The organism is Arthrobacter sp. 05N33_2, assembly GCF_056397425.1.
In genome coordinates, this window is record NZ_JBFTNJ010000024.1 from 14,190 (window position 1) to 36,917 (window position 22,728).

A 22,728-nucleotide genomic window follows, 5' to 3' on the forward strand; every position below is an offset into this window, starting at 1 on the left:
TAGGCTTGGAGTTTGCATTGCATTGTTCGTATCGCTTTGTTCGTATCGTCCCGGCCGGCAACCAGCCGGCGTCCCGGGGCCAACACCACGGACCGCACCCAGCGGCCCTGTAGAAAATTGGAGTTCCCATGGCAGCAAAATCCGTCCTCGACCAGATCATTTCCCTCGCCAAGCGCCGGGGATTCGTTTTCCAGGCCGGTGAAATCTATGGTGGCTCCCGTTCTGCGTGGGACTACGGCCCGCTCGGCGCCGAGCTCAAGGAAAACATCAAGCGCCAGTGGTGGCAGTCCGTGGTCCGCGGCCGCGACGACGTCGTAGGCCTGGATTCCTCCGTCATCCTGCCCCGTCAGGTGTGGGAGGCCTCCGGCCACGTCGATGTGTTCTCCGATCCGCTGGTGGAGTGCCTGTCCTGCCACAAGCGTTACCGCGCGGACCACCTCGAGGAAGAGTACGAGGAGAAGAAGGGCCGTCCCGCCGAGAACGGCCTCAAGGACATCGCCTGCGCCAACTGCGGCACCCGCGGCCAGTGGACTGAGCCGCATGAATTCTCCGGGCTGCTCAAGACCTACCTTGGCCCCGTCGCCAGCGAAGAAGGCCTGCACTACCTGCGGCCCGAAACGGCCCAGGGCATCTTCGTGAACTTTTCCAACGTCCTGACCACCTCGCGGAAGAAGCCGCCCTTCGGCATTGGCCAGATCGGCAAGTCCTTCCGCAACGAGATCACGCCCGGCAACTTCATCTTCCGCACCCGCGAGTTCGAGCAGATGGAGATGGAATTCTTCGTCGAGCCCGGCACCGACGAGCAGTGGCACGAGTACTGGATGAAGGAACGCATGTCCTGGTACACGGGCCTGGGCATCCGCGAAGAGAACCTGCGCTTCTTCGAGCACCCGCTGGACAAGCTCAGCCACTACTCCAAGGGCACCACGGACATCGAATACCGTTTCGGATTCCAGGGCTCGGAGTGGGGCGAGCTCGAGGGCATCGCCAACCGCACCGACTTTGACCTCTCCACCCACGCCAAGGCCTCCGGCGCGGACCTGAGCTACTTCAACCAGGCCACCAACGAACGCTACACCCCGTATGTGATCGAGCCCGCGGCCGGCCTCACCCGTTCGTTCATGGCCTTCATGATCGATGCCTACACCGAGGACGAGGCCCCCAACGCCAAGGGCGGGGTGGACATCCGCACGGTGCTCAAGCTCGATCCGCGCCTGGCGCCGGTGAAGGCGGCCGTGCTGCCGCTGAGCCGCAACGAGGACCTGTCCCCGAAGGCCAAGGACCTCGCAGCGCAGCTGCGCAAGAGCTGGAACATCGAGTTCGACGACGCCGGCGCCATCGGCCGCCGCTACCGCCGCCAGGACGAGATCGGCACCCCGTTCTGCATCACCGTGGACTTCGACACGCTCGAGGACCAGGCCGTCACCATCCGCGAACGCGACACCATGAGCCAGGAACGCGTCTCCCTGGACAAGGTGGAGGGTTACCTGGCCGCACGGCTGATCGGCGCCTGAACATGGCCATCGCATACCGGGAATGGCGGGAAGGCGACGACCTCGCGCTGCTGGAAATCTGGGGCGGCCCTGAGACCGTCCAGGCCGGACAGTTCCGCGGGACGCTGTCGCCCTCGGGCAATTCCCCGTGGCGCCGCTGCRTCGTGGCCGAGGACGTTGTGGACGGTGTCGCCATTCCGGTGGCGGCCGCCGTGGTCCACGAGGCCTCGCTGCACCCTGAACGGCTCTGGGCGTATGTCGAGGTCGCCCGGGACCACCGCCGCGCCGGCCTCGGGTCCACGCTGCTGACCATGCTGCGGCACGAGGCCGCCCAGGCGCCGTCGGGTGTGTCCAGACTGCGCTGCAAAGTGGAGCCGGGCACCCCCGGTGCGGCGTTTGCCGAGGCCGCGGGCCTGGCCCCGATCCAGCGTTCCCGCCTCGTCGTCGTTGACCCGGCTCCGCTCAAGCTGCCGGTGTTCGGCGACGGCTCGGAGTCCGCGGCCACCGACCAGGTCGAAGATCTGGCCACGGGCTCGGTGGAGCTCAGCGAAGTCGTGGGACGCTACTACACCGCTGTTCACGGCTGGGACAGCCCGGGGGAGCTGAGCGTCGCCGCGGTGCAGCGCCTGTTCCTCGATGACCTCAGCGGCGCCCACGGAGCGATTGTGCTGCGGGCGCCCAAGGCCAGTGCCTTCGGACACGGCATCGCGGCCAGCCGCAAGGGCCGGCTGGAGGGGTTCGCCGTCAGCTACGCCCAGGGAATTCCGGGAGCCGACGGCGGCGCCGATGCCGGTGCGGCCTCGACCACTGAGCCAACTGAGGTGTTCCTCGGGCACGAGCCCAAGCTTGGCGCGGACGAGGCCAAGGCCGCCGTCCGGGACCTGTTGGCCCTGATCGCTTACCAGCACCCGGTGATGCTCGAACTGGACGACGCAATGACCGCCCTGCGCACCGTCGTCGAACCGCTGCTCGAGAGCGGCAAGGCCCATGTCCAGGGCTCGGAAACGCTCGTCGTCTCCGACCCGGCCTAGGCCTTAACCCGACTGACCCGCAGCTGTAGCCGTATAAAGCTTGATAACGGCCACGGCTGCGGGTCAGTTTGCGTTAAAGCAGCTATTTGGGCATCACCGGCGGCACGAAGTCGAAGGTCATGCCCAGCAGCCAGACGAGCAGCAGGACCACTGGCAGGTGGAAGACGAACTGCAGGAAGGTGAAGCCCACCAGGTCCCGGGCGCGCAGCCTCAGTACCGCGAGCAGCGGCAGCATGAAGAACGGGTTGACCAGGTTCGGCAGTGCCTCGGCGATGTTGTAGATCTGCACGGTCCAGCCGAGGTTCATCTGCACGTCGGTGGCCGACTGCATCACGTAGGGCGCCTCCACCAGCCATTTTCCGCCCCCGGAGGGGACCAGGATGCCCAGTACAGCCGTGTACAGGGCAATGACGACGGCGAAGCCGCCGCCGCTGCCGATGTCCGAGAAGAACGCCGCGAGGTGGGTGGAGAGGCTCATGCCACCGGTTCCCGTGGCCTTGGTCAGGATGGCCGCCATCGCCGCATACAGCGGGAACTGCACGAGGATGCCCGCGGTGGCCGGGACGGCCTTCGTCACGGCCTGCAGGAAGTTCCGCGGCGTCCCGTGCAGGACCAGGCCCAGGATGAGGAACACCAGCAGGTAGCCGTTGAGGCTGCTGACCACGCTGAGGAACGGCTTGGTGAGGAACTGCGAGGCGAGCCAGCCGAGCGTGAGGACGCCCGCCAGGATCGGCAGGACCCGGCTGTATTCGAGCCATTCGCCCGGCCGGGAACGCGGCGCGGACTCGGCCGGCTCGTCGTCCAGGTCCACACCCAGGTCCTCTGCGGTGCGGATCGAGCCGCCCTGGGGTGCGGAGAAGTGCGCAATCACGGTGGTCAGGGCCATCAGGATGGCCAGCGTCAGCAGCGACTGCCAGGTAAAGATCGTGGTGCCGAAGTCCAGGATGCCCGTGATCTTCAGCAGCGCCGGCGGCAGCGAAGCGGCCGTGGCCTGCAGCTGCGCGGCAGAGGAGGACAGCCCCAGGGCCCAGACGGCGCCGAGGCCCATGAACGCCGCCGCGCCCAAGGCACGGTAATCCACCGTCAGGTCCTTGCGGCGGGCAATCGCGCGGGCCAGCAGCCCGCCGAAGATCAGGCTGAGCCCCCAGTTGAGGAAGGACACGGACATGGCGAGCACGGCCACGAAGCTCACCGCGGTCCGCGCCGTTGACGGCACGAGCGCCAGCCTATTGATCAGTCCCGCCACGGGCGGGGAGGTGGCCACGACGTAGCCGGTGAGGATCACCATGGCCATCTGCAGGGTAAAGGCCGTCAGGTCCCAGAAGCCGTTGCCGAACGAGTCGGCGATTGCCTGGGGCGTGGCGCCGATGGCGAGTGCGGCCACCGCGATGATGACGACGCCGGCGAGGGCGAAGATGTAGGCGTCCGGGAACCACCGCTCCGTCCATGCCGCCATGCGTTGGGCTATCCGTGCGAGACCGCGTTCTTCGCTTCCGCTCTTGGTCACGACTGTGCTTGCCACAGGTGTCCCTCTCCATTGAGTGCTTTTTGTACCCCATGGAGTTTAGTCAAGACGATGGCGGAAGTAGGGCTTATCGGCGCTTGGCACCTGCGCGCCGGGGGCCGTCGGCCTTGTCGAGCCGGCGTCTTTCCTCCTCAGTCGGGGCGCCGCCGCCGAGACCGGCCGGCATCCACCAGGCCCCGGGGGCCGGTCGCAGGGGGAAGTCGGCGATGCCGGCGTCGATCCCGTCCTGCAGGGTCTTGGCCAGGCGCGCCGTCGCGGTCCGGGCGTCGTCGGACGGGTCCGGGAGCGAGCCCGGAAGGATCGGCTCGCCGACGTGGATGCGGACCGGGGCGCGCCAGGCGCGCCGCGGCGAGAAGGCATGGTGGCGGGTCATCAGCCGGTGGGCGCCCCAGATGGAGACCGGGATGATCGGCACGCCGGCCTCGGCGGCCATCCGCACCGCACCGGTCTTGCATTCGCGCACCGTGAAGCTTCGGCTCACGCCGGCCTCGGGCAGGACGGCGACGTATTCGCCCTCCCTCAGCCGGGCTACGGCGGCGTCGTAAGCGTGTGCTCCCGATCCGTACCCGACCACCACATGCCCGGCGGCGCTGACCGCGGGGCCGGCAAACCAGTGGTCGGCGGCGCCCTGCGTGATGAGGAAACGCAGTTGGGCCCGGTTGTGCCACCACAGCAGCATCTCGGCAAAGGCAAAGTCGAGGTAGCCGAAGTGCGTGATCGCGACCACGGCGCCCTGGCCGGGCACCACCGGGCGGGACGGGAGGCGGGTTGATGCGCTTCGGGTTGAGGCAGTGGGCGGCCCGGGCTGGGGCAGGTGCTCCCGCCCCGTGACGAGGACGCGGATCCGGAACAGCCAGCGCAGCGCCAGCCCGGTGCGGACAATGAAACGGTAGAACCGGTCGCTGGGCTCCGGCCGCCACTTCACGGGCCGCCAGCCCAGCCCGTGCCGGGCACCTGCCGGGCCGCGCACGTCAGTGTCCGCCCACCCGCCGCCGGGGCGGCCAGGGCAGGAAGCCGGAGGTGGAGTCGATGTATTCCTTGTACCCGGGACGCGCGGACATTGCCTTTTCCGTCAGCGGCTTCCCCGTCTTGCCGGCGAGCGTCCAGATCATCAGGGCGGGGGAGAGAACGGTCAGGACACCCGGCCAGGAATCGGCCGCCACCAGGAACAGCCCTGCCCAGACGGCGGCGTCGCCGAAATAGTTGGGGTGGCGGGTGTAGCGCCACAGGCCGGTGTTGAGGACGGTGCCGCGCCTGGCGGGATCGGATTTGAACTGCGTCAGCTGCCAGTCGCCGACCGTCTCGAACACGAAGCCAAGGATCCAGAGCAGGACGCCGGCGAACGCCAGCCAGCCCAGGCTTCCCGTGGCGAACATGCCGACCTGGATAGTGAGCGAGACGAAGAACATCACCAGCCCCTGGGGCAGGTAGACCCGCCGCAGGGCATAGACGTGGCGTGATCCGGGCGCTCCGGCGAGCATGTCCACGTAGCGCGGGTCCTCGTGGCCGCCGCGTGCGCGTGCCCCGATGTGGACGGCGAGGCGGATGCCCCACACGGCGACCAGGGCTAGCAGCAGCAGCCGCCTGCCGGCGTCGCCGTATCCGGCCGAAAGCACCCAGGAGATGCCGGCCACCACCACGAAGCCCAGACCCCAGACGGTGTCGATGACGGAGTGCCGGTTCTGCCGCACGGCAACCGCGAAAGTCACTCCGAGCAGCACCACGAGTCCCGCGATGACCCAGGGCAGGCTGCCAAGGAAGGCATCGAGCGGGAACGGCGGCATCACAACACCACCGGCATACGCGTTCCGGCCGCCGGCGGGGCTCCGCCGAGGGCGCTGCGCAATGCGTCCCTGGCGCCGGAAACATCGGCCTCCGTTGCCTCGCCGAAAGCGTCCAGGACGAAACCGTTCGCAAGCACGTTCCACAGTGCCAGCCGGCGGATCATGAAATGGCCGGCTTCCTTGAGCGAGACGTAGTCAACGGACGCGGCGACGCCCTCGGCGCGCCGGGCGTAGTCCAGTGAGTTCGCCGGGCTGGTCCAGCGGTCCTCTGTCCCGTGGACGATCAGGACGCGGCGGCCCGCGACAGGCTGGACCGAGGTCTTGTGGTTCACCCACGGCGCGAGCGCGACGACGGCTTCGACCTGCGGGTCGTCGGCCACGCACAGCGCCGTGAGACCGCCCATGGAGTGGCCCAGCAGGTACACCGGCACGCCGGGATGTTCCTGACTGATCCGGGCGAGCGCCCAGCGGGCATCGTGAACGGGGGACATGTCCTCCCCGTTCCAGCCGCGGTAGCGGTTGCGCAGGGTCCACGCGGCCAGCCCGTGCGGGCCGCCCTGCCTGTGCAGCGCCCGGGCGAAGGGCAGCATCCGGGCCGGACTCAGGTGCCGGCCGCGGACTGCATCAAAACTGTCGGCCCGACCGCCGTGCAGGATCAACACGACTCCGCGGGTCTCCCCGGCGGCTTCGGCGATGGTCAGCACGGCTTTGGCGGCGGGCCCGGAACGGCCCGCCTCCGGCTCGCGGTCGTCGAGTTTGCGCATTGCCACGTATGTGTCCTTCCGGTCCTTCGTCCGTCAATTACCAACCATAGGTTGCGGCCCGGTCCCGTCAAGGCCGGTGGTCCCTAGTGTGGATTCGGAGCCGGCGCCCCAGGTGATGGGTGCGGCCGGCATGCGTGCATTTGCTGGCGCCCTTGACGGGGAAATGCGGGAAGAGTAGGCATGAGCAGGTAAACCTCCGGGCGCCACGCCGGCTGGGAGCGCAGAGAACCGTCCGGTCGAATCTCACGACGAAATCGACGGTATACAAAATGAACGGAACACAGTTCGATAGCCTGCGCGGGCAAGTCCGCGGGCAGATCATCACGCCCGGCGACGCCGGCTACGACGCGGCACGGGCAGTCTTCAACGGCATGATCGATAAGAGGCCGGCAGCGGTGGCCCAGGTATCCCAGGTGGCCGATGTCATCTCCTGCGTCAACTTCGCCCGGGACAACTCCCTGGACCTGGCGGTCCGCGGTGGAGGACACAGTGCCCCGGGCTTTGGCACGTGGGATGACGCCCTAGTCATCGATTTCTCCAACATGACCGGCGTCCGGGTTAATCCGGCAGCCGCGACGGCGCGCGCGGAGCCGGGTGCGACGTGGGCCGACTTCAACCACGCGACCCATGCCTTCGGGCTGGCAACTCCCGGCGGCATTGTCGGCTCGACCGGTATCGCCGGGTTGACCCTCGGCGGCGGCATCGGATACCTGAGCCGCAAGTATGGCCTCAGCTGCGACAACCTCCTCTCTGCCGACGTCGTCACGGCCGAGGGAAGATTCCTTACCGCCAGCGAAAGCGAGAACGAGGACCTGTTCTGGGCGTTGCGCGGCGGCGGCGGGAACTTCGGCGTCGTGACGTCGTTCGAGTACCGGATGCACCCCGTGGACATGGTCCACGCCGGCATCATCATTTACCCCATCGAGCATGCCGAGACGGTGGCGCGGTTTTACCGGGACTACATGGCTACCGCCCCTGAAGAGTTTGGCGCGTTCCTGGGCTTCCACCAGGGTCCTCCTGTTCCGTTCCTGCCCGAGGAATGGCATGGCAAACCGGTGTGCGTCATCGTCGGCATGTGGACCGGTGATCCGGCGGAAGGTCCGGCACGCTGGCAGCCGTTCCTGGACGCCGCGCCGGCGGCGGGATCCATGGTGGGACCAATGCCGTACCCCGCCTTGAACTCGGCTTTCGACCCGCTGCAGCCCCCTGGCATGCAGGCCTACTGGAAAGCGGATTTTCTGGCGGAACTGAACGACGGTGCCATCGCGGCGCACATCGAACACGGCAGCAAGGTCCCCAGCGTGCAGACCGCGGTACACATCTACCCCATCGATGGTGCGGTCCAGCGGGTGGGCGCGACGGACACGGCGTTCGCCAACCGGAACGTGAAGTTTTCGCCCGTGATCGCGGCGCAGTGGATGGACCCCGCGGAAAACGAGGCAAACATCGCGTGGGTGAGGGACTACGCGGCCGCGCTGCGGCCCTATTCTGCCCCCGGCGGCTACATCAACTTCATGGATGGCGATGACCTGCCCAGGGTTGCGGAGAACTACGGGGAGAACTACAAGCGGCTGAGGGAGGTCAAAGCCAAATACGATCCGCAGAACCTCTTCCACGTCAACCAGAACATCGCGCCGGTGTAAGCGCGGCGTCATCGGTCCTGAGCGGAACCGCCCACGCCGTAAAGTTTTCGGCATGAGGTTGAACTGCTGATGGGCGCCGGACACTCGCACTCCCACAACGAACATCCGGAGCCGACGCCTCAAATGTTGGCTGCGCGGAAGAAGGCCAACTGGATCCTGGCTGCCATCCTGATCCCGCTGACGCTGCTGACCCTGGCGGCCATGGCCTTCATGTGGCCGTCGGGAAGCAAGGAAGGCATCACGCTGGCCAGCCCGTACGCGGCGGCCCCGGGGGTGACGTTTGACACCGGCAAGATCCAGCGGGTCGTCGTCGGCAGCTGTTCGGATATCCAGGCCGGCGGTGACGCCGCCCAGCAGGGCACCTCCGGTTCCGGCGCCGCGCCGCAGCCGCCGAACGAGGGCTCTCAATGCACGTTCGCCTACACTGAGCCGGACAAGGGCGGCAACCCGGTGAAAGTGGTCATCAACCCTGACGTCGCGAAGTCCCACGGCGTGAAGCCCGGGGACGGGATCCGCTACCTGAACCTCTCGAAGGTGCAGGACGCCGAGGGCCAGGGCGCGCCGGCCTATGTCTTCGTCGACTTTGTCCGGACCCTGCCCATCATCTTCCTGGCCGTGCTCTACGCCGTCGTGGTGATCGCCGTGGCGCGCTGGCGCGGACTGCGGGCCCTGATCGGGCTTGTCGGCGCGTACGTTGTGCTTGTCTCGTTCATGCTGCCCGGGCTGGTCGAGGGCAAGCCGCCGCTGCTGCTGGCTCTCGTGGGATCCACGGTGATCATGATCGGGGTGCTCTACTTCGCCCACGGCTTCTCCGCCCGCACGTCGACGGCGCTGCTCGGGACGGTGTTCGGCCTCGCTATTACGGCGCTGCTGGCGGCCTGGGCCACCGACGCCGCCAACCTCGCCGGTGTGGGCAGCCACGACGCTGCCACCCTGACCAACATCTCGGACAACATCTCAATCTCCGGCATCATCCTGTGCGGACTGATCATTTCCGGGCTGGGCGTGCTCAACGACGTCACCATCACGCAGTCCTCGGCCGTCTGGGAACTGTGGGAACTCGCCCCCGAAACCAGCGCCCGGCAGCTCTTCACGTCCGCCATGCGGATCGGCCGGGACCACATCGCCTCCACCGTCTACACCATCGCGTTTGCCTACGCCGGCGCGGCCCTGCCGGTGCTGATCCTGGTCATGCTCTACGAGCGGCCGCTCGGGGACGCCCTGACCAGTGCCGAACTCTCCGAGGAAGTCATCCGCACCCTCGTCGGCTCCGTGGGACTCGTCCTGGCCGTGCCGGTCACCACCCTGATCGCCGTGCTGGTGGTCAAGGCCACCGGCATCAGGGGTGGTGCGGTGGCAGGGACCGCGTCGGAACGGACTGCGTCGGATCGGGGCCGGCCGGAAGGGCCCGCGTCGGACCGGATCGCGTCGGATGGGGCCGCCCCGGATTGGGGCGGGTCCGACCCGGGCGGGACCGACCCGGGCGGGTCCGACGGCGCCGGTGCTGCGACGCGCCGCGGGCGGCGGGCCGCACTGCGGGGCTGACGAGGAATCTGCAGGCACCCCGAACGCCGCCAGATCGGGAAGATTTCCACATAGGCGGAGCGGGACCGGGCCGATTTGCCCGTCTTTGAGACAATGGTCGGGTGACTGTTGTAGCAACCCCTCCCGCCCCCAAGCTGGAACTCCCGCCCCTGAAGCTGGGCCCGATCACGGTGGACACCCCCGTGATCCTGGCTCCCATGGCGGGCATCACCAACTCCGCCTTCCGCAGACTGTGCCGTGAATACGGCGGCGGCCTGTACGTGGCGGAGATGGTTACCTCGCGCGCCCTCGTCGAGCGCACGCCGGAGTCGCTGCGCATCATTTCGCACGACGACGACGAAAAAGTCCGTTCCGTCCAGCTGTACGGCGTGGACCCCGTCACCGTCGGCCAGGCCGTCCGGATGCTGGTGGAGGAGGACCGGGCGGACCACATCGACCTCAACTTCGGCTGCCCCGTGCCCAAGGTCACCCGGCGCGGCGGCGGATCGGCCTTGCCGTGGAAGATCGACCTCTTCACCTCCATCGTCCAGACCGCGGTGAAGGAAGCCTCCAAGGGCAATGTCCCGTTGACCATCAAGATGCGCAAGGGCATCGACGAGGACCACCTGACCTACCTCGATGCCGGCCGGATTGCCCGCGATTCCGGCGTCGCAGCCGTCGCCCTTCATGGCCGCACGGCCGCCCAGTTCTATTCCGGCCAGGCCGACTGGTCCGCCATCGCCCGGCTGCGCGAAGCCCTGCCGGACATTCCAGTTCTCGGCAACGGAGATATCTGGTCCGCGGAGGACGCGGTCCGGATGGTCCGCGAAACGGGTGTGGACGGCGTCGTCGTCGGCCGTGGCTGCCAGGGCAGGCCCTGGTTGTTCGGCGACCTCATGGCCGCGTTCGAAGGCAGCGACCAGCGGCACCGGCCGGACCTGCGCCAGGTTGCCGAGAGCGTGTACCGGCACGCTGAGCTCATGGTCGAGACCTTCGGGGACGAGGGCAAAGCCCTGCGCGAAATCCGCAAGCACATTGCCTGGTACTTCAAGGGCTACGTGGTCGGCAGCGAACTGCGGACCAAGCTGGCGCTCGTCACCAGCCTGGAGGTGCTRCGCGGCACCCTGGACCAGCTGGACCTCGACTCGCCGTATCCCGGAGGCGACGCCGAGGGTCCGCGCGGCCGCGCTGGTTCGCCCAAAAAACCGGCCCTGCCAAAGGACTGGCTGCTGAACCGGACGCTGGATGACGCCCAGACCCGCGATATTTCCTTCGCCGAACTGGATGTCTCCGGTGGCTGAGACCCGGACCACCGCGCCCGTCCTGGACGGGTATACCTCCCGCGACTGGGCCCGCTGGGTCGAGGAGCCGCCCAAGAGCACCTACCGCTCGGACTTCGAGCGTGACCGTGCAAGGGTCCTGCACTCCTCGGCGCTGCGCCGGCTCGGCGCGAAGACCCAGGTGGTGGCCCCGGATACCGACGACTTCGTCCGGACCCGGCTCACCCACAGCCTCGAAGTTGCCCAGGTGGGCCGCGAACTGGGCCGTGCGCTGGGCTGTGACCCCGACGTCGTGGACACCGCATGCCTCAGCCACGACCTCGGCCACCCGCCTTTCGGCCACAATGGCGAAGCCGCCCTCAACGAGGTGGCGCACGGGATCGGCGGCTTCGAAGGCAACGCCCAGACGCTGCGGCTGCTGACCCGGCTGGAGCCAAAGGTCCTCGCCGCCGACGGCCGGCCGGCCGGCCTGAACCTGACCCGGGCCAGTCTCGATGCCGCCGCCAAATACCCGTGGTCCGCGGTAAACGCCCCCGTCATCCACGGGGAGCGGACCAGCAAGTTCGGTGCCTACGAGGACGACCTCCCCATCTTCGACTGGATCCGCGACGGCGCCCCGGAACGCCGGTCCTGCCTCGAAGCGCAGGTCATGGACCTGGCGGACGATATCTCCTACTCGGTGCACGACGTCGAGGACGCGATCGTGGCAGGGCATTTCCAGCTGCGCTGGATGGACAACCCGGACCACCGCGCCCGCGTCGTCGGCTACGCCAAGCAGTGGTACCTGCCGCACAACGATCCCGCCGCGATCGACGCCGCCCTGGCCCGGCTGGAGGCCACGGATGTCTGGGTGCGCGAGGCCGACGGCAGCCGCAAAGCCATGGCGGCGCTCAAGGACATGACCAGCCAGCTCATCGGCCGCTTCTGCCAGAGCGCGCTGGAGGCCACCCGCACGGTCTACGGTCCGGAAAACCTGACCCGCTACAACGCGGAGCTGATCGTTCCGGATGAAACCGTGATGGAAATCGCGGTCATGAAGGGCCTGGCCACCACCTTCGTGATGACCACCGAACACCGGCAGCCCATCTACGAGCGTCAGCGTGAGGTCCTGCATGCCCTCGTCACCGCGCTCAGCGCCACGGGGGACCGCCATCTGGAACCGATGTTCGCCGCCGACTGGCTCGACGCGGGCGACGACGCCGCGCGGCTGCGTGTCGTCATCGACCAGGTCGCGTCGCTGACGGACGGCTCGGCGCTGGCCATGTACGAGCGTCTCGTGGGCAGCCTGCCGTCGCTGTGGTGAGGGCCGCCATGGCCGGCCCGTCGGCGTCGTACCCGGGGACTAGGATGGCAATGTGGCCGGCCTGATCAAACGCGAAGACATCGATGAAGTACGCCAGCGCACCGACATCAAGGAAGTCGTCGACGGTTACGTGACGCTCAAGGGAGCCGGGCTCGGGTCCTACAAGGGTCTGTGCCCCTTCCACGACGAGCGTTCTCCATCTTTCACCGTTCGACCCCAGGTTGGCCGGTACCACTGCTTTGGCTGCGGCGAGGACGGCGACGTCATCTCCTTCGTCCAAAAGCTGGACCACATCTCCTTCCACGAGGCCGTCGAGAAGCTGGCCCACCGGATCGGCTTCGAGCTCCATTACGAGGACGGCGGCTCCGGGCCCAACCGGGAGGACATCGGCCGGCGCCAGCGGCTGCTGGACGCGCACAAGGTGGCCGACGAGTTCTTCCGTGCCCAGCTGCTCACCCCCGGCGCCGCTGAGGGCCGCAACTTCCTCTACGGGCGCGGCTTCGACCGTGCGGCGGCCGAACAGTTCGGTGTGGGCTACGCGCCGCAGGGCTGGGACTCGCTTCTCAAGCACCTCCGTGGCCGCGGCTACACGGACCCGGAACTCAAGCTGACCGGCATGTTCTCTGAAGGCGGCCGGGGGATCTATGACCGTTTCCGCGGCCGGCTGATCTGGCCCATCCGGGATATCGCCGGCGACACCATCGGCTTCGGTGCCCGCAAGCTCTACGAGGACGATCAGGGCCCGAAGTACCTGAACACCCCCGAAACCGCGCTCTACAAGAAGTCCCAGGTCCTTTACGGAATCGACCTCGCCAAGCGCAACATCGCCAAAGACCGCCAGCTCGTGGTCGTGGAAGGCTACACCGACGTCATGGCCTGCCACCTGGCCGGCATTCCGACGGCGGTAGCCACGTGCGGGACCGCCTTCGGCACCGAGCACATCAAGATCGCCCGCCGGTTGCTCTCCGACGACGGCAGCGGGGGAGAGGTCATCTTTACGTTCGACGGCGACGCTGCCGGGCAGAAGGCGGCCCTGCGCGCCTTCGAAGAAGACCAGCGGTTTGTCGCACAAACCTTCGTGGCGGTCGAACCCAACGGCGCGGACCCCTGCGAACTGCGCCAGTCCAAGGGCGACTCCGCCGTCCGGGATTTGATCGGTAGCCGCCGCCCGCTGTTTGAGTTCGCCATCCGGGCCACCCTGAAGCGGCACAATCTGGACACGGTCGAGGGCCGGATCGCGGCCCTGCGTGAATCCGCGCCCGTGGTGGCGCAGATTCGCGACGCCGGAATCCGGCCGGCCTATGCCCGGGAGCTCGCCGGCTGGCTTGGGATGCCGGTCGAGGAGGTCAGCAGGGCCGTCGGCGCGGCGACCAAGCGCGCCGCACAGGCTGCATCGGCTCCGCCGGGCGGCGGCCAGGCCCAGAGTCACGGGCTTGGGGGCGGGCAGGGGTATGCAGGGTCCGGCCGCGGCTTTGCCGGGACCGCGCCCGGCGTTGCCCCCTTGCCGCCGTCGGCCGTACTCCCGTCCTTCAACCGCCCTGATCCCCGGGACCCCGTGGCCGCGATGGAGCGCCAGGCGCTCGAGGTCGCGCTGCAGGAACCCGGCATGCTCGAGGGCGAGACGTGGCAGCGCTTCTCGGAGGCGCGGTTCTCCACACCCGCCTATCTCGCCATCCACGAGGCCATCCGGGCCACCGGACTCGGGTCTTCGGGGGATCCGGTGCGCTGGGTCGAGCAGCTGCTGCAGGAGGTCCCTGAGCCCCTTCGCCCGCTCGTGTCCGAGCTCTCCGTGGTGCCCTTGCCGGCCAACACCCCCGAAGGCGTCCTGCGCTACTGCAAGGACATCCTCGCCCGCTTGTTCGAGCTCCAGATCACCCGCGTCAAGGCCGAGAAGATGGGCCAGCTGCAGCGTCTGGACGCCTCGGCCGACCCCGAGGAATTCCAGCGGCTGAATCGCGAACTCATGCAACTTGAGATGCAGCGGCGGTCCCTGCGCTCGGACGCCTGAGCCGCCGATTTCGTTTCCCGGGCTGGTGTTTGCTAGGCTTATACCCGCTTCATTCCTCCTTAGCTCAATTGGCAGAGCATTCGACTGTTAATCGAAGGGTTGCTGGTTCAAGTCCAGCAGGAGGAGCGCGCAGTCCCCGTTCCGGGTTCCGGAACGGGGACTTTTTTATACCCGGAGGGGGTATTTCGCGACTGGCAGGCGCTGGCCCCGTGGCCGATTTCCCTACCGGCAAAACCTTTGCTAATGTCGTACCTGCTTCATTCCTCCTTAGCTCAATTGGCAGAGCATTCGACTGTTAATCGAAGGGTTGCTGGTTCAAGTCCAGCAGGAGGAGCGGACAGGTCCCGCGGCCGGTGAAAACCAGCCGCGGGACCTTTTTTATTTCCTCTTTTTTGTTGCCCCGTCAATGGCCAGGGCTTTCCGCCGGGCAACGCAGTGGCGGGCAGTTCAGGTAGAGGTTCAGACGAAGTACATTTCCACCTGGAGGAAGCGCTGGGCCTCGGCGACCGCTGCCTGGAAGGCCTCCAGCTCCGTGGGGGACTTCCGAGGTTCCCGCGGGTGCCATTCATGCGGCGCCGAGTGCACCTGGGTGAATCCGCCGCCCGGGGGCGCATAGAAGATGCCGAACCGTTGCACCGGCCATTCCGGGGAAGATTCCGGTGCCACGAGGAGGGCGGAGTCATATGCGGGGTTGTACCACTGGGCGATTGGGCGGCGGCGGTCTTCGGTGAACAGGCCGGCGGCGAACAGGGCGGCCGACTGCGGACTGGTCTGAGCGCACAAGCGATCCCACCACAGGGGCAGGATTCCGGCGTCGCACCGCTGCCAAGTGGCCGGAAGGGGCTGGTGATCCTGCCTGTCGGGCATGAAATAACTTTATCGCCCGGCGCGGACGTCGAACAGGGCGCGACGGGGCGCAAGGGCTGCAGGCCACGGACAGGGCTGCGTGGGCGGGTGGGCGGGGCCATAGGGCAGAGGCCAGAGTGCAGGCCATGTTGGCGGAGCGACGGGCCAGAGGACAAGAGCTGCAGGGTCGCAGGGATGCGCGGGCGTGCGGGTTTACTGGTGCAGGGGTTCAGAGGGTTCCGGGGGTGAAAGGTGCAGCTGGGCAGCGCAACAGGCACAGGCGCAGGCACAGGGGTGCAAGGGTGCAGGGTTGCCGGGGTACGGCTGGGCAGTGCCACAGGCACGGGGCCGGGCCACGGTGTCCGCTGTACTGGGGCTGTCCGGGGGACATGCTCAGTGCTGGCGGGATGCCCTTGGGGACATGTCCAGTGGTGGTCCTGGCGGATGGACATAGTGCAATATGTCCAGCCCCGGGCGCCAAGAATGGGCATGTCCCGTGGGGGAGGCCGTGAAGAATGGGCATGTCCCGTGGGGGAGGCCGTGAAGAATGGGCATGTCCCGTGGGGGAGGCCGTGAAGAATGGGCATGTCCCGTGGGRGAGGCCGYGAWGAATGGGCATGTCCCCCCGGGGAGGGCCCGGCTACTGGATCGGTGGCACCGTACTGGGCCGAACAACCAGCCACAGCGCAGCGGCCGCCAGAAGGATGCAGACGGCCTGGACGGCGCCCATCGGGGTTGCGGAGCTGACGCCGAGCCAGCCGACCACCGGCGAGACCAGGCCAGCCATCAAAAAGGTCGCCGCGCCGAGAAGTGAAGCCGCGGTTCCGGCTTGGGCTCCGTGTTTGGCCAGGGCCAGGACCTGCACGGTGGGGAAGGTGAAACCGGCGCCCAGGATGTAGAACCACAGCGGCACCAGGACGCCCCACAGCCCGAACCCCAGCTGGTCGAAGACGACAATCAGGACGGCCATGACGAACATCCAGGCCGTGGAACAAGCCAGGATCCACTGCGGCGGGACGCGCTTGATGAGCCGCGCGCTGGTCTGCACGCCTGCCACGATGCCCAGCGAGTTGACGCCAAAGAGCAGGCCGTACTGCTGGGGCGTGAACCCGTAGACATTCTGGAACAGGAAAGGCGAGGCGGAGAGGTAGGTGAAGAGGCCCGCGAAGTTCATCCCGCCCACCAGCAGCAGGCCTACGAAGATCCGGTCGGAGAACAGCACCTTGTAACGCTGGCCCATGGTCATCCCGGTTTTGCCGCGCAGTTCCGGCGGCAGGGTTTCCCGGATCACGAAGAGGGCCGCGATGATGACGCAGGTCCCGTAGGCGGCCAGGAACAGGAAGATGCCGGGCCAGGGCATCAGCAACAGCAGCTGGGAGCCGATGACCGGGGCGAGGATCGGCGCCAGCCCGTTGACCAGAGCCATCCTCGCGAACATCCGCACCATCGCGTAGCCGCTGAACAGGTCACGGACCATGGCCATGGCCACCACGCCGCCCCCTGCAGCCCCGACACCCATGAGGACGCGGAAAAAACCCAGCGTGGCGATGTCCGTGGACTGCGCTGCGCCCAGGGACGCCGCGATGTGGACCGCTGTCGCCACGATCAGGGGCAGGCGCCGGCCGAACTTGTCGCTCAGCGGGCCCACGACCAGCTGTCCCAGCGCGAAACCGATGGTCGTCCCCGTGAGCGTCAGCTGCACCGCGGCCGCGGAGACGCCAAGGCTGTCTTCCAGGGCCGGGAATGCGGGCAAGTAGAGGTCGACCGTGAACGGCCCGAGGGCGGTCAAAGCGCCGAGCGTCAGGATGTAGAGGAATTTACGACGGCGGCTCAGGGAATCACCGGGATTGTGGGGTGTGCTCACAGTGGTCCATCCTAGGGCCCGCCGGGGTGGCCGGCCGGTGGCTGGGCGGGCGCGCCACACCTTGCCCGAAAAGGCCTCCCAAGAGCCTAAATGATAGTTTTGACACCGGGGTCTGTGCGAAGCTGTCCAGACCCGGCAAGCCCGCGCGAGCGGATCGACGGATGGCACCAGTTAGGCGGGACCGATGAGCGGACGTCACAGCGGCGGCACAGGCAGCGGGTTGCGGATTTCCGCGCTGCCGCAAACCCTGAAGATGATCTTCAAGCTGGCGCCCCGGCAGCTCAATGACGAGATTGCCCTGGCCAAGGCCGAAATCAAGCGCAAGGGGGCACAGCTCGGCSTCGCCGGCGCCTTCTTCGCCGTCGCCTTGGTCTTCGTTGGACTCCTGGTGATCGGACTCTTCGTTGCAGCGATCATGGGACTGGCCACCATCATGCCCGCGTGGCTCGCCGCCTTGTTGGTCTCTGCCGTCTGCCTGATTATCGCCGCGATCGGGGCGCTCATCGGGCAGAACAAGTTCAAGAAGCTCATGCCGTTGGTCCCCGAGAACACGATCCGTGGGCTCAAGTACGATCTCGGCATCGCCAAGGAAGGCTCCGCCTTCGACGCCAGGATCCTGGACCCGAGCACCGAGCAGTACAAAGCAGCGAAGGCCGCCAAGGAAGCTGCCGCCGCCAAGGCGACGGCGGAAAAGGAAGCAAAGGCTGCCGCCAAGCCCGACTTCGGGCCGCCGCCCACAGAGGCTGAACTCCGACGCCGGCTGGACCTGCGGCGCACGCACCTTACCGGCGTCCGCGACGACCTCGGCCGCGAACTCGATGTCAAGACCCAGGCCCAAACCCTGCTGGCGGCCGCCCAGGTACGGCTCCAGGACGGAAAGGAGCAGCTCAGCGACAAGATCGCAGGCTTCCGCGCCTCAGCCCGATCCTCGGCGGGGTCGGCCGCATCCGCTGACGGGCAGGGCCTGGCCGACACGATCAAGCGGCGCTGGAAGCCCCTGGCTGTGCTCGCCGCCTCTGGGGCCGCCCTCGCGGTCCTGGTGCGCAGGCTGATAAAGGGCTAGACAGATCCCTGAACCTAAACGCCAAACCGTTGCCGTCCACGGAAAGGGGGAATCGATGAAGTTCATCGGCGCCGGCGCCCGCCCCGGGCAGCCCCTCGTCCACCGCGACGCGGTCTTCACGGTTCCCAATGTCCTGACCGTGGTGCGCTTCCTCGGCGTTCCGCTATTCATCTGGCTGGTCCTCTCGGAGCACAAGTACGGCTACGGTGCCCTCGTGCTCGCCGTCATGGCCAGTACCGACTGGGTGGACGGCTACATCGCCCGCCGCTTCAATCAGATGTCCAACCTCGGACGGGTCATGGACCCGATTGCGGACAGGCTCTCCCTGATCGCCGTCGCCGTGACCCTCGTGATCGCAGGCGTCGTCGAGTGGTGGTATCTCGCCGCGCTGCTGGTCCCGGACGCAGTCCTGCTGGCTCTGTCAGTGTTCTATTTCCACGGCCACCCGGATCTGCCGGTGAGCCGCATCGGAAAGATCCGGACGGGCCTGCTGCTGGTGGGCACGCCGCTGCTGGTGCTCTCCAAGCTTCCGGTGCCCGCCGCGGAGGTCTATGCCACGGTCGCGTGGATCTTCCTGGGCCTGGGCCTCGTGGGGCACTGGATCGCGGCCTACAACTACGTCTGGGCCATCATCGGCAAGGGCAGGCAGCTTCGGGCGCACGACGGCGGCTCCCTCTGATGGTCTGGGTTGCGGTTTTGCTTGCGGTCCTCGGCGCCTTCTGCCTGGCGTTTGGGGCACAGCGCCAGGGCAGTGCAGTCAAGGCCGATACCGGCGGTCTGGCGCTGAGCACCCACGGCCTGCTGCGGCTCGTGCGTAACCCGCGCTGGGTATTCGGGTTCCTTCTGCTGTGCGCCGGGATGGGAATGAACGCGATCGCCCTCGTCATGGCGCCCTTGACCGTGGTGCAGCCGATCGGCGCGATCGCCCTGGTCATCACCACCGTGGTCAACACCAAGGACCAGGGCCTGAGCATGAACCGGGCAACCGTCGTGGCCATCTCGCTCTGCGTGACCGGCTCAGCGCTGTTCGTGCTGCTGGCCGTCACCGCCACGCAGGAGAATCACAACGTCAGCAGCGAGGACGAGCTGACAATCGTGCTGCTTCTGGCCATTGCGGTTGCGGCCTTTGGCACGCTCGCGGTCCTGTTCAGGCACCGCATGAGCGCCTTCGTCTACATCCTCGGCGCCGGCGTCCTGTTCGGCTTCGTTGCTGTGCTGACCCGCATCATTGGCAGGCATCTGCTCGATCCAAATGGGCAGTTCCTGCTGAATGTGCCGTGGTACAGCGTCGTTGCGATTATTGCTGCAGGCGCTCTGGGATCGTGGTTTGTCCAAAACGCCTACTCCAGCGGACCGCCTGACCTCGTGATCGCCGGATTGACGGTGATCGACCCCATCGTGGGCATCGCGATTGGCATCGTGATTCTGGGAGAACTGCGTCCGGATGTCCAACCCGTGACGGCTATTGCCATGGGGACGGCCGCATTGCTTGCTATCGTGGGAGTCATAGCCCTCTCCAGGCACCACCCGGAAGTCACCAAGCGCAAGAAGGACGCGCGSAAGGCMGCGGGCAGGTCCTAGGGCGTCAGTCCAGACTTCGGCTGCAGGCCCGGCGCGCCTGTGCCGACTGCCAGCCGGCCGCCATTGATCCAGCTGTCCGCACAGCGACCACCAGGAGCTCTTCACGTGACCACGTCCGACAACCAGCCCCCGCTGACCATCCTGATTGCCGCTGACACGTACCCGCCCCACGTCAACGGCGCCGCCCAGTTCGGCTACCGCCTCGCCAAGGGCATGACAGCCCGGGGTCACGATGTCCACGTCCTGGCGTGCCGCCCGGGCAAGGGCCCGAGCTACAGCGAGTTCAGCGACGAGGCTACCGTCCACCGCCTGCGCTCCCACTCGGTGCCCACGCACGAGTACTTCCGGGTCACCTTCCCCTGGGAGATCAAGAAGGAAATAGGGCTGTTGTTCGACCGCATCCAGCCGGACGTGGTGCACATCCAGAGCCACTACATGATCGGCGAGCACGTCCTGTACGAGGCCGTGAAGCGCGGCATCCGGGTGGTGGCGACGAACCACTTCATGCCCGAAAACCTGAACCCCTTCCTGCCGTTCCCGCAGTGGTTCAAAGACATTGTGGGCCGGATCTCCTGGCGGGACATGGGCAAGGTCATGGGCCAAGCCGACGTCGTGACCACACCCACGCCCCTTGCCGCCAAAGCCATGCACCAGCACGCCTTCCTCCGCCAGGTCCTGCCCCTTTCCAACGGCATCGACGCCGCAGCCTACGAGCTGCATCCCGGCGAGACGGTGGAACGCCACGCCAGCCCCACGGTCCTCTTCGCCGGCCGGCTGGCGGAGGAGAAGCACGTGGACGTCCTGATCGATGCCGTCGCCAAGACGCCCAAAGAACTGGACATCCACCTCGAAATCGTCGGCGGCGGAGAAGTCCGCCCTGCCCTGGAGGCGCAGGTCGCCCGGCTCGGACTGAAGGACAGGGTGAGGTTCCTCGGCCTGGCCAGTGACGCCGAACTTCGCAAGGCCTACATCACGGCCGATGTGTTCTGCATGCCCGGCACGGCAGAACTTCAGTCCCTCGTGACCCTGGAGGCGATGTCGGCGTCCACGCCAGTCCTGCTGGCCGACGCCATGGCGCTGCCGCACCTGGTCCGCGACGGGGAAAATGGCTATCTCTTTATCCCCAACGACAGCGATGACCTCGCGGCCAAGCTGACGCGCGTGTTCTCGCTGCCCGACCACGAGCGTGATGCGATGGGCAAGACCAGCCGAGAAATGGTGGAAAGCCACGGTATCGCGCGCACGCTGCAGACGTTTGAGGACATCTACCGGGGCGCGAGCTACGACGACCTGGTCCTCTAGGCACACCGCCTGGCAGAACTGCAGCCCCTCCGAACGCCGCAGGTTCCACGGCGTCCAGTCCAAGAGCACCCGGGTCAGCACCGGCAGGCCGCCTGCCGGTGGCGGCATGCACGTGTGATGCGTCTACTATTGCTAGAGTATTTTTGCCCGGAACCAATCCGGCCCCCGCGGGCCAGGTCTGGCTCCGGGCGCAAGGGGCTATAGCTCAGCTGGTTAGAGCGCGGGACTCATAATCCTAAGGTCCTCGGTTCAAGTCCGAGTAGCCCTACTTTTATTTCTGCGGCGGCCCCCTCTTCCGGGGTCCGCAATCACGGGAGCCGTGGCTGACGTCCGACGTCGGCCGCGGCTCCCTTTTTGTCGGGTTTCGTTGGGCCGGCACTTGCAGGCGTCCCGACACTGAGATAAGTTACTGATCAGTAACATATTGTCGGCGCGAAGCCCGCGCCCTTTTGGTCCCCGCTGATCGAGTGAAGGAACACCATGTCCAAAGCTGCCATCGACATCCACAACCTGCCCTACGCCGATGGCGATTTCTTTGCGTTCGAGCAGCTGCTCAGCGCCAAGGAGCAGGACAGGCTGGCCGAAGTCCGCGAGTTCCTCACCCGCGAAGTCCGGCCGATCGCCGTCGATTGCTGGAATCGCGCGGAGTTCCCCATGGAGTTGATCCCGAAGCTCGCCGAAATCGACCTGGTCAGCCCCGTCCGGAGGCAGGGCTACTCGAACCTCTTCGCAGGCATCCTGCACGCGGAGGCCACCCGCGCCGACACGTCGATCGCGACGTTCATGGGCGTCCACGACGGGCTCTTCACGGGCTCCATCGAAGCCCTTGCCTCCCAGGAGCAGCAGGACGCGTGGCTTCCCGAGATCTACTCGCTCAAGAAGATCGGCGCCTTCGGCCTCACCGAACCCCTGGGCGGCTCCGACGTCGCCGGCGGTACGCGCACCACGGCACGGCGCGACGGCGATAACTGGATCCTCAATGGAGCCAAGCGCTGGATCGGCAACGCGACTTTCTCCGACTGGGTGGTCATCTACGCCCGCGATGTCGAAGACAACCAGGTCAAAGGGTTCCTCGTGGACACCAAGTCGGAGGGGTACAGTGCCGTGAAAATCGAGAACAAGATCTCGCTGCGCACGGTGCAGAACGCTGACATCACGTTGGACAACGTTGTGGTGCCGGCGTTCTTCAAGCTCGCCAACGCCAACAGCTTCCGCGACACCAACAAGGTCCTGAAAGTCACCCGCCTGGCCGTGGCCTGGCAAGCGGTGGGCCAGCAGCTCGCGGCCTTCGACGTCGCCCGGCGCTACGCCGTGGAACGCAGCCAGTTCGGCCGTCCGATTGCCTCCTTCCAACTGATCCAGCACCAGCTCGTGCAGATCCTCGGCAATGCGGTCAGCTCCATGGGCATGATGGTGAGGCTTTCCCAGCTGGAGGACGCGGGGGAGGCGAAGGACGAGCAGTCCGCGCTGGCCAAGGCTTTCACCACCGCGCGGATGCGCGAAAGCGTGGCCCTGGGCCGGAGCATCCTCGGCGGGAACGGGATCGTGACGGACTTCGAGATGGCCAAAGTCTTTGCGGACGCCGAAGCCATCTACTCCTATGAGGGCACGCACGAAATCAACACCCTCGTCACCGGCCGGGCTATCACGGGCATTTCAGCGATCGTCTGACGGGCGCCAAACGGGCGCCAAACTGTCGCCGCGGCTGCCCGCGGGC

Annotated in this window: 18 protein-coding genes and 3 tRNA genes; 15 read left to right on the forward strand and 6 right to left on the reverse strand. The window is 67.1% G+C overall.

Annotated features, from left to right (window positions below):
- The first annotated feature begins 128 nt into the window (after positions 1 to 128).
- Positions 129 to 1,514, forward strand: coding sequence for a glycine--tRNA ligase (locus tag AC1DHX_RS11835; protein ID WP_028278290.1), 1,386 nt, complete (start codon positions 129 to 131; stop codon positions 1,512 to 1,514).
- 2 nt (positions 1,515 to 1,516) lie between these two features.
- A complete protein-coding gene (locus tag AC1DHX_RS11840) occupies positions 1,517 to 2,524 on the forward strand; it encodes a GNAT family N-acetyltransferase (protein ID WP_476900061.1) in 1,008 nt (335 codons plus the stop codon).
- Positions 2,525 to 2,606: 82 nt separating this feature from the next.
- On the opposite strand, the gene AC1DHX_RS11845 is transcribed toward AC1DHX_RS11840, so the two are convergent.
- The 4 genes from AC1DHX_RS11845 to AC1DHX_RS11860 all read right to left on the reverse strand — a co-directional run bounded on the left by AC1DHX_RS11845 (position 2,607) and on the right by AC1DHX_RS11860 (position 6,597).
- Positions 2,607 to 4,046: a short-chain fatty acid transporter gene (locus AC1DHX_RS11845; protein ID WP_476900062.1), complete on the reverse strand. Its 1,440-nt coding sequence runs from the start codon at positions 4,044 to 4,046 to the stop codon at positions 2,607 to 2,609.
- A 70-nt stretch (positions 4,047 to 4,116) separates the two neighbouring features.
- Complete coding sequence (locus tag AC1DHX_RS11850) at positions 4,117 to 4,974, reverse strand: lysophospholipid acyltransferase family protein (protein ID WP_476849490.1); 858 nt, start codon at positions 4,972 to 4,974, stop codon at positions 4,117 to 4,119.
- A gap of 46 nt (positions 4,975 to 5,020) precedes the next feature.
- Positions 5,021 to 5,833: a DUF1295 domain-containing protein gene (locus tag AC1DHX_RS11855; protein ID WP_230008912.1), complete on the reverse strand. Its 813-nt coding sequence runs from the start codon at positions 5,831 to 5,833 to the stop codon at positions 5,021 to 5,023.
- Positions 5,833 to 6,597, reverse strand: a complete 765-nt coding sequence (locus AC1DHX_RS11860; RefSeq protein ID WP_476859212.1) for an alpha/beta hydrolase — start codon at positions 6,595 to 6,597, stop codon at positions 5,833 to 5,835. Before AC1DHX_RS11860 ends, AC1DHX_RS11855 begins: the two co-directional genes overlap by 1 nt.
- A gap of 269 nt (positions 6,598 to 6,866) precedes the next feature.
- Here AC1DHX_RS11860 and AC1DHX_RS11865 point away from each other — a divergent pair, with 269 nt between their 5' ends.
- From AC1DHX_RS11865 to AC1DHX_RS11895, 7 genes are all read left to right on the forward strand, one after another.
- Positions 6,867 to 8,240 carry an FAD-binding oxidoreductase gene (locus AC1DHX_RS11865; protein ID WP_476849383.1) on the forward strand — a complete coding sequence of 458 codons (1,374 nt, stop codon included), beginning with the start codon at positions 6,867 to 6,869 and terminating at the stop codon, positions 8,238 to 8,240.
- A 123-nt stretch (positions 8,241 to 8,363) separates the two neighbouring features.
- Complete coding sequence (locus AC1DHX_RS11870) at positions 8,364 to 9,785, forward strand: YibE/F family protein (protein ID WP_476859076.1); 1,422 nt, start codon at positions 8,364 to 8,366, stop codon at positions 9,783 to 9,785.
- A gap of 101 nt (positions 9,786 to 9,886) precedes the next feature.
- A complete protein-coding gene (gene dusB, locus AC1DHX_RS11875; RefSeq protein WP_018774562.1) occupies positions 9,887 to 11,065 on the forward strand; it encodes a tRNA dihydrouridine synthase DusB in 1,179 nt (392 codons plus the stop codon).
- A complete protein-coding gene (locus AC1DHX_RS11880; protein WP_230009400.1) occupies positions 11,049 to 12,347 on the forward strand; it encodes a deoxyguanosinetriphosphate triphosphohydrolase in 1,299 nt (432 codons plus the stop codon). The genes dusB and AC1DHX_RS11880 overlap by 17 nt, the downstream gene beginning before the upstream one ends.
- Before the next feature lie 52 nt (positions 12,348 to 12,399).
- The gene (gene dnaG, locus AC1DHX_RS11885) at positions 12,400 to 14,355 is read left to right on the forward strand and encodes a DNA primase (protein ID WP_476859075.1); all 1,956 of its coding nucleotides are present in this window, start codon (positions 12,400 to 12,402) and stop codon (positions 14,353 to 14,355) included.
- A 53-nt stretch (positions 14,356 to 14,408) separates the two neighbouring features.
- Positions 14,409 to 14,481: transfer RNA gene (locus AC1DHX_RS11890), tRNA-Asn, on the forward strand.
- Between the two features lie 135 nt (positions 14,482 to 14,616).
- A tRNA-Asn gene (locus tag AC1DHX_RS11895) sits at positions 14,617 to 14,689 on the forward strand.
- Between the two features lie 125 nt (positions 14,690 to 14,814).
- On the opposite strand, the gene AC1DHX_RS11900 is transcribed toward AC1DHX_RS11895, so the two are convergent.
- Both AC1DHX_RS11900 and AC1DHX_RS11905 read right to left on the reverse strand, forming a co-directional pair.
- On the reverse strand, positions 14,815 to 15,222 hold the full coding sequence (locus tag AC1DHX_RS11900; RefSeq protein WP_476849386.1) for a hypothetical protein: 408 nt from the start codon (positions 15,220 to 15,222) through the stop codon (positions 14,815 to 14,817).
- 619 nt (positions 15,223 to 15,841) lie between these two features.
- A complete protein-coding gene (locus AC1DHX_RS11905) occupies positions 15,842 to 17,065 on the reverse strand; it encodes a multidrug effflux MFS transporter (protein ID WP_028278281.1) in 1,224 nt (407 codons plus the stop codon).
- A 184-nt stretch (positions 17,066 to 17,249) separates the two neighbouring features.
- Here AC1DHX_RS11905 and AC1DHX_RS11910 point away from each other — a divergent pair, with 184 nt between their 5' ends.
- The 6 genes from AC1DHX_RS11910 to AC1DHX_RS11935 all read left to right on the forward strand — a co-directional run bounded on the left by AC1DHX_RS11910 (position 17,250) and on the right by AC1DHX_RS11935 (position 22,682).
- Positions 17,250 to 18,128 (forward strand): phage holin family protein, encoded by an 879-nt coding sequence (locus AC1DHX_RS11910; protein WP_476900063.1) that lies wholly within the window; start codon positions 17,250 to 17,252, stop codon positions 18,126 to 18,128.
- Positions 18,129 to 18,183: 55 nt separating this feature from the next.
- Positions 18,184 to 18,807: a CDP-alcohol phosphatidyltransferase family protein gene (locus AC1DHX_RS11915; RefSeq protein WP_476859074.1), complete on the forward strand. Its 624-nt coding sequence runs from the start codon at positions 18,184 to 18,186 to the stop codon at positions 18,805 to 18,807.
- Positions 18,807 to 19,709 carry a DMT family transporter gene (locus tag AC1DHX_RS11920; protein WP_223914060.1) on the forward strand — a complete coding sequence of 301 codons (903 nt, stop codon included), beginning with the start codon at positions 18,807 to 18,809 and terminating at the stop codon, positions 19,707 to 19,709. The genes AC1DHX_RS11915 and AC1DHX_RS11920 overlap by 1 nt, the downstream gene beginning before the upstream one ends.
- Positions 19,710 to 19,814: 105 nt before the next feature.
- A complete protein-coding gene (locus AC1DHX_RS11925) occupies positions 19,815 to 21,011 on the forward strand; it encodes a glycosyltransferase (protein ID WP_476859073.1) in 1,197 nt (398 codons plus the stop codon).
- A 194-nt stretch (positions 21,012 to 21,205) separates the two neighbouring features.
- Positions 21,206 to 21,279, forward strand: a tRNA-Ile gene (locus AC1DHX_RS11930).
- Positions 21,280 to 21,491: 212 nt separating this feature from the next.
- Positions 21,492 to 22,682 carry an acyl-CoA dehydrogenase family protein gene (locus tag AC1DHX_RS11935; protein ID WP_476859072.1) on the forward strand — a complete coding sequence of 397 codons (1,191 nt, stop codon included), beginning with the start codon at positions 21,492 to 21,494 and terminating at the stop codon, positions 22,680 to 22,682.
- The last annotated feature ends 46 nt before the right edge of the window (positions 22,683 to 22,728 follow it).